Raw genomic sequence first — 6,693 nt, forward strand, 5'->3', positions numbered from 1 at the left:
AGCTCGGCCGTCCTAGACCTCGAGCAGTTCGCTTTCCTTGTGCTTCACCAGCTCGTCGACCTGGTGCACGTACTTGGCGGTGGTCTTGTCGAGTTCCTTCTCGGCGCGGCCGACCTCGTCCTCGCCCGCGTCGCCGTCCTTCTGGATGCGGCCCAGCTCGTCCATGGCCTTGCGGCGGACATTGCGGATCGCGATCTTGGCGTCCTCACCCTTGGACTTGGCCTGCTTGACCATCTCCCGCCGGCGCTCCTCGGTGAGCTGCGGGATCGAGATGCGGATGATGTCACCGTTGTTGGTGGGGTTCACCCCGAGATCCGAATTGCGGATCGCGGTCTCGATGGCCTGCATCTGAGCCTGCTCGTAGGGCTTGATAATGACCATGCGCGGCTCGGGCACGGTGATCGAGGAGATCTGGGTGATCGGGGTCATCGAGCCGTAGTACTCGACCACGATCCGCGAGAACATGCCCGGATTGGCGCGACCGGTGCGGATCGAGCCCAGGTCATCCTTCACCACCGAGACGGCCTTCTCGAACTTTTCCTCGGCGTCGAAGAGCGCTTCTTCAATCACGGCGTTTCCTCCACTGCGTCATGGTTCTTGTCGTCGGTCACGACCGGACCAGGGTGCCGATCTCTTCACCGGCGACGGCGCGGGCGATATTTCCCTTGGTCAACAGATTGAACACCAGCATCGGCATCTGGTTGTCCATACACAGGCTGAAGGCGGTGGCATCGGCGACCTTCAGGCCGCGCTCCAGCGCCTCGCGGTGGGTGATCTCGGTGAACATGGTGGCGTCCGGGTCCTCGCGCGGGTCCGCGTTGTAGACGCCGTCCACGGCCTTGGCCATGAGCACGACTTCGGCGCCGATCTCCAGGGCGCGCTGCGCCGCGGTGGTGTCGGTCGAGAAGTAGGGCATGCCCATGCCCGCGCCGAAGATCACGACGCGGCCCTTCTCCAGGTGCCGCTTGGCGCGCAGCGGCAGGTACGGTTCGGCGACCTGGCCCATGGTGATGGCGGTCTGCACCCGGGTGTCGATGCCCTGCTTCTGCAGGAAGTCCTGCAGCGCAAGGGAATTCATGACGGTGCCGAGCATCCCCATGTAGTCGGAGCGGGCCCGCTCCATGCCGCGCTCCTCGAGCTCGGCGCCGCGGAAGAAGTTGCCGCCGCCGATCACGACCGCGACCTGGACGCCCTCGGAGACGACCTCGGCGATCTGCTCGGCGACCATTTGCACCACATCGGGATCGAGACCCACCCGGCCACCGCCGAACATCTCGCCACCCAGCTTCAGGAGCACTCGGCGATAGCCCTTGCGATCGGGGGCGGTATCCGGGTCCGTCATCGGTCTCCTTGTCTCAGCGGTCGAGCGTGCCCATACATGCCAGTCAGGGAACAGGCACATGAAAAGACCATCCCGGCCGACGAATTGCACGGGACGGCAACAAAGCTTCATCTATCCTGCCTCACGACCGGTCACGACGGTGAGCCGACCCTCGATACCGCGCCCCGATTCGTGACATTTCGACCGACCGGTCCGGCCCCGTCGCGACTCGTGGGCGACCCGATCATTCCGCCGCCAGCAGCCCCGCGATCCGCTCGGCGGCCACCGGCGTGGCGGGGACCTGCACCACCATCAGCAGGAACGGATTCTCGACCGGGCGCAACTGGAACACTTCCAGTTCGATCGGGCCCGCGTCCGGGTGCCGCACCGTGATGACCGCCGGGCGAAAACGACGTACCGGATATTCCGACCACCAATGCCGGAATTCGGGGCTCTCGGCGATGAGCGCGGCCACCAGCTCGGTGAGCCGGGGATCGCTCGGCCGCCGCCCCAGGGCGTCGCGCAGCTGGCTCAGCACCGCCAGCGCCGCCCGCTCCCAATGCTCCATGCGCATGCGATTCGCCTTGTCGGTGAACATCATCCAGAGCAGATTGCGCCGACCCGGCGGCAGATCCAGCGGGTTGTCACGCACCCGCACGTAGGCCCGATTCCACACCAGATAGTCGAAATCCTCGCCGTAGATGCTGGCCGGATGGGGCATGACCGCGTCCACCAGGCGTTGCAGGCGTTCCCGATCGGCGACGGCGACCGAATCCGGCGGCTCCACCAGACCGGCCAGGAAACGCAGGTGACGATGCTGATCCCGATCCAGTCGCAGCGTCCTGGCCAGCGCGTCGATGACCTGCCGACTGGCCTCCACCTCTCGCCCCTGCTCCAGCCAGGTGTACCAGGTCAGCCCGACCCCGGACAGCTCGGCGACCTCCTCGCGCCGCAGCCCCGGCGTGCGGCGGCGGGCCGGATCGCCGTAGGGCACCAACCCGACATCGCCGGGCTGCAAGCGCGCCCGGTGTGCGCGCAGGCACTCGCCCAGCTGCGCGTGCCGCGACGCCGGACCGGCCGCTGCCCCGGCTCCCCCGGCGGCTTTCGATCCCGAAATTCCGTCGCCACTTACCATTTCGACATCCCCCTGAACAGGTGCGTGCCTAGCCGTATGGCCACCAGGACAGGGTGGTGCACGGCTTCCTACCGTCGAAAACGAGATCGACGAGGCAGGAGCCGCACTTGAACAACGGACACGGACCGGTACTGGTCATCGGAGCAACCGGACGGCAAGGCGGCGCGGCGGCGCGGGCGCTACTCGAAAAGGGTTGGCCGGTACGGGCTTTCGTCCGTCACCCGGAGTCGCCCCGGGCGGCGGCGCTGCGGGCTGCGGGCGCCGAGCTCGCGATGGGCGACCTCGACGACGAGGATTCGCTGCGCGCGGCCATGGACGGCGTGCACGGCGTCTTCCTCATGCTGACCATGATGGAGGGCGTCCACATCAGCCTGGCGGCGGTCGCGGCCGAGGAGCGGCGCGGCAAGGCGGTGGCCGAACTGGCGGCGAAAACCGGCGTGGCGCATCTGGTCTACAGCTCGCTGCAGGGCGTCGGCGCGGGGTCGGGCATCGAGTACTACGACGCCAAGGAGCACATCGAGGACCACATCCGCGCCCTCGGCCTGCCCGCGACCTTCCTGCGCCCGGTCTCCTTCATGGACACTTTCGCGACCTACCAGCGCCCCTCCCGCGACGGCGACCACCTGGTCCTGGCGCTGCCGATTCCGCCGGACCTGCCCATGCAGCTGATCGCCATCGAGGACATCGGCCGCTTCGCCGCCCTGGCCTTCGATCGGCCCGACGCATTCCTGGGCCGCGTCGTCGACCTGGCCGGGGACGCGCTCACACCCACCGAGATCGCCGAAACCCTGGCCCGCCGAGCCGGACTGACCCCGCGCACGGTGCAGGTCCCGGTCGCGCAGATCAGCGCCTTCGACGAGCAGGTCGGAAAGATGTTCGCCCACTTCAACTCCCACCCGGCCCGGGCCATCGACATCGCCGCCCTGCGCGCCGAACTGCCCGAACTGCTGACCTTCGACGGCTGGCTGCGCGCCACCGACTGGAAACTCTGAGGAGCCACACCGTGACCGACGGACTCCTGGCCGCCGACGGCCTGCTGCTGCCACCCGGCGCGGGCGAGCAGGTCCAGCCCACCATGACGATGAAACTCGGCGCCGACCGCTCCGACGCCTGGTCCGCCTTCGAGGCCACGGTCCCACCGGGTTTCGACGTCGGCGCGCACTGGCACGGCCACGCCGACGAGACCTTCTACGTCGTGGAAGGCGAACTGGACCTGCTCGCCTCCTTCCACCCGCGGGCCAGAGCCATCGGCGACTGGCTGACCTGGGAGGCCGAGGACGGCACCACCGTCTACCGCGGCGGCCCCGGCAGCTTCATGTACGTCCCCGCGGGCTGCCCCCACGCCTTCTACAACCCCGGAACCACCACCGCCAAAACGCTTTTCATGGTGACCCCGTCCGGCCACGAGAAGTACCTGGCCGAACTGAGCGAGCTGCTGCTCTCCGGCGAGGCGACCCCGGACCTCATCGCCGAACTCCGCCTGAAGCACGACATCCACCAGCTGACCCCACTCCAGAACCGGCCATCGGACTGAGCCCGGAATTCCGCTGCCCCTGAAACTCATGGCCGCCGAACTAGATTGAAACATGTGAATTTCACTTATGATCTGCGCTCATGAGCAGCAAGAACCACAAGGCCCGAACGGCATTCGCCGCCCTCGCGCTCGCGGCGGCCCTCGCCACCGCCGCCGGACCCGCCGCAGCCGACATCCCCGTGCAGACACCGTCGGCTCCCGCCGTCGCCGCCACCGGAACCGGTAGCTCCGGCTCGGCCTCCGGCTCCGGCACCGGCAGCAGCGATGCCGTCGCGCAAACGATCCTGAACGCCGTCGGCTACGTCCCCTGCCCCCGCCTCGACAGCACCCACCAGAACAGCCTCCTGGCCTCCACGGTCGCGCTCCTGGTCAGCCTCGCCACCGGCACCTGGTACGTCTCCCCGGGATGTCCCGCATGAGTTGAACCGGAATCCGTTCCCGGTCTCGCCGCTTCCCGCGCCGGGTTCGCGCCGGCGTTGGCCCCCGGGTACGAGAAAGGCCCCTCGCGCATCGGAATCCGATGGGCGAGGGGCCTTTTCGAGCTTCGGGCGATTACGCCTGGCCGACCTCGAAGCGGGCGAAGCGGGTGATGGTGACACCGGCCTCGTCCAGCTGGGCCTTGACGGTCTTCTTGGAGTCGGTGACCGAAGCCTGCTCCAGCAGCACGACGTCCTTGTAGAAGCCGTTGACGCGACCCTCGACGATCTTCGGCAGCGCGGCCTCCGGCTTGCCCTCTTCCTTGGCGGTCGCCTCGGCGATCTCGCGCTCCTTGGCGACGAGCTCGGCCGGGACGTCCTCGCGGGTCAGGTACTTGGCCTTGAGGGCCGCGACCTGCATACCGGCGGCACGAGCGGCATCGGCGTCGGAGCCGGTGTACTCGACCAGGACGCCGACGGCGGGCGGCAGGTCGGTGGCACGCTTGTGCAGGTAGACGGTGGTCTGACCGTCGAACACGGCGACGCGGCGCAGCTCGAGCTTCTCGCCGATCTTGGCGGCCAGCTCCTGCAGCACCTGGTCGGCGGTCTTGCCGTCGACCTCGACGGCCTTGAGGGCGCCCAGGTCGGCCGGGCGGGCCTTCGCGGCCGCGGCCACGATGGCGTTGGCGACGTCCTGGAACTCCTGGTTCTTGGCCACGAAGTCGGTCTCGGAGTTGATCTCGACGAGCACGCCGTCCAGCGCGGCGACCAGGCCCTCGGCGGTGGAGCGCGCGGCGCGCTTACCGACATCCTTGGCGCCCTTGATGCGCAGGAACTCGACGGCCTTGTCGAAGTCGCCCGCGTTCTCCTCGAGCGCCTTCTTGCAGTCCATCATGCCGGAGCCAGTCAGCTCGCGGAGCCGCTTCACATCGGCGGCGGTGTAGTTCGCCATCTCGGGCGAGCCTCCCTTTGTGAGTGAAAGTCTGTGGGGGTCACACCTTGCCGACCGTCATGGAACATGAGCGGTCGGCAAGGTGAACAGATGCCTCGCGGCGGAAAATCAGGCCTCGGCGGAAGCAGCCGCAGGCGCTTCCTCGGTGGCCTCGGCCGGGGCGGCCTCGGCGGCGGGGGCGGGGGCGGGGGCGGGGGCGGCCTGCGACAGCAGCTCCTGCTCCCACTCGGCGAGCGGCTCGCCCGCGCCGGCCTCCGGCTTCGAGTCACCGGCGGCACGCGAGGCACGAGCCTGCACGCCCTCGGCGACGGCGGACGCGACGACCTTGGTCAGCAGCGCGGCCGAACGGATCGCGTCGTCGTTACCCGGGATCGGGTAGTCGACCAGATCGGGATCGCAGTTGGTGTCCAGGATCGCGATGACCGGGATGTTCAGCTTGCGAGCCTCGCCGACGGCGATGTGCTCCTTGTTGGTGTCGACAACCCAGATGGCCGAGGGAACCTTGGCCATGTCCCGGATGCCGCCCAGGGTGCGCTCCAGCTTGTTCTTCTCACGCGTCAGCATGAGGATTTCCTTCTTGGTGCGACCCTCGAAACCGCCGGTCTGCTCCATCGACTCCAGCTCCTTCAGGCGCTGCAGCCGCTTGTGGACGGTCGAGAAGTTGGTGAGCATGCCGCCCAGCCAGCGCTGGTTCACGTAGGGCATGCCGACGCGGGTCGCCTCCGCGGCGATCGACTCCTGGGCCTGCTTCTTGGTGCCGACGAAGAGGACGGTGCCGCCGTGGGCAACGGTCTCCTTGACGAACTCGTAGGCCTTGTCGATGTAGGTCAGCGTCTGCTGCAGGTCGATGATGTAGATGCCGTTGCGGTCGGTGAAGATGAACCGCTTCATCTTCGGGTTCCACCGGCGGGTCTGGTGACCGAAGTGCGCGCCGCTGTCGAGCAGCTGCTTCATTGTTACGACAGCCATGGCTCCGTAACTTCCTCTCGTTGCTGGTTGACACAGGAATCGGCGATCCCTGCCCTGGCGCCCACGGCCACCGGAACCCTCCGAGAAATTCAGGGGGACCAGCCGGCGACACTCACAGTGGGCGCGCGAAGTCGGTTCGCGTTCACGCAAACCGCTGGACCAGTTTACGCAGCCGGGGCGTCAGACTGAAATCGCCCCCTGGGGGTGGGTGATAACCGGGTGACCACGCGCAGGTCAGGGACCTATCGTGGGCTGATGCCGCGGACCGCACGGCTGACGCTGACGCCTCTGCGCGCGAGCGATCGGATTCTGGGCGGTGCGTGAAATCGGCCCCGACGGCCCGGTCATCGGCACCGCGGGCCTACG

General features: G+C 68.0%; 8 protein-coding genes. 3 read left to right on the top strand and 5 right to left on the bottom strand.

What is annotated here, in order from left to right; all coding sequences use genetic code 11:
* Positions 1-12 precede the first annotated feature (12 nt).
* From frr to NS2_RS24905, 3 genes are all read right to left on the bottom strand, one after another.
* Positions 13-570, bottom strand: a complete 558-nt coding sequence (gene frr, locus NS2_RS24895) for a ribosome recycling factor (protein WP_033086125.1) — start codon at positions 568-570, stop codon at positions 13-15.
* Between the two features lie 37 nt (positions 571-607).
* Positions 608-1,342, bottom strand: coding sequence for a UMP kinase (gene pyrH, locus NS2_RS24900; protein ID WP_033086124.1), 735 nt, complete (start codon positions 1,340-1,342; stop codon positions 608-610).
* 223 nt (positions 1,343-1,565) lie between these two features.
* Complete coding sequence (locus NS2_RS24905; protein ID WP_081985685.1) at positions 1,566-2,456, bottom strand: helix-turn-helix transcriptional regulator; 891 nt, start codon at positions 2,454-2,456, stop codon at positions 1,566-1,568.
* 107 nt (positions 2,457-2,563) lie between these two features.
* Here NS2_RS24905 and NS2_RS24910 point away from each other — a divergent pair, with 107 nt between their 5' ends.
* The 3 genes from NS2_RS24910 (at position 2,564) to NS2_RS37815 (ending at position 4,409) form a co-directional block, all read left to right on the top strand.
* The gene (locus NS2_RS24910) at positions 2,564-3,448 is read left to right on the top strand and encodes an NmrA/HSCARG family protein (protein WP_033086123.1); all 885 of its coding nucleotides are present in this window, start codon (positions 2,564-2,566) and stop codon (positions 3,446-3,448) included.
* Between the two features lie 11 nt (positions 3,449-3,459).
* Entirely contained in the window at positions 3,460-3,990 is a 531-nt protein-coding gene (locus NS2_RS24915; RefSeq protein WP_033086122.1) for a cupin domain-containing protein, read from the top strand.
* 80 nt (positions 3,991-4,070) lie between these two features.
* Positions 4,071-4,409 carry a hypothetical protein gene (locus NS2_RS37815; RefSeq protein WP_033086121.1) on the top strand — a complete coding sequence of 113 codons (339 nt, stop codon included), beginning with the start codon at positions 4,071-4,073 and terminating at the stop codon, positions 4,407-4,409.
* A 133-nt stretch (positions 4,410-4,542) separates the two neighbouring features.
* On the opposite strand, the gene tsf is transcribed toward NS2_RS37815, so the two are convergent.
* Positions 4,543-5,358 (bottom strand): translation elongation factor Ts, encoded by an 816-nt coding sequence (gene tsf / locus NS2_RS24925; RefSeq protein ID WP_033086120.1) that lies wholly within the window; start codon positions 5,356-5,358, stop codon positions 4,543-4,545.
* Positions 5,359-5,466: 108 nt separating this feature from the next.
* The gene (gene rpsB, locus NS2_RS24930; protein ID WP_033086119.1) at positions 5,467-6,327 is read right to left on the bottom strand and encodes a 30S ribosomal protein S2; all 861 of its coding nucleotides are present in this window, start codon (positions 6,325-6,327) and stop codon (positions 5,467-5,469) included.
* Positions 6,328-6,693 lie beyond the last annotated feature (366 nt).

The organism is Nocardia seriolae NBRC 15557 (assembly GCF_007990715.1).
Taxonomy (GTDB): domain Bacteria; phylum Actinomycetota; class Actinomycetes; order Mycobacteriales; family Mycobacteriaceae; genus Nocardia; species Nocardia seriolae.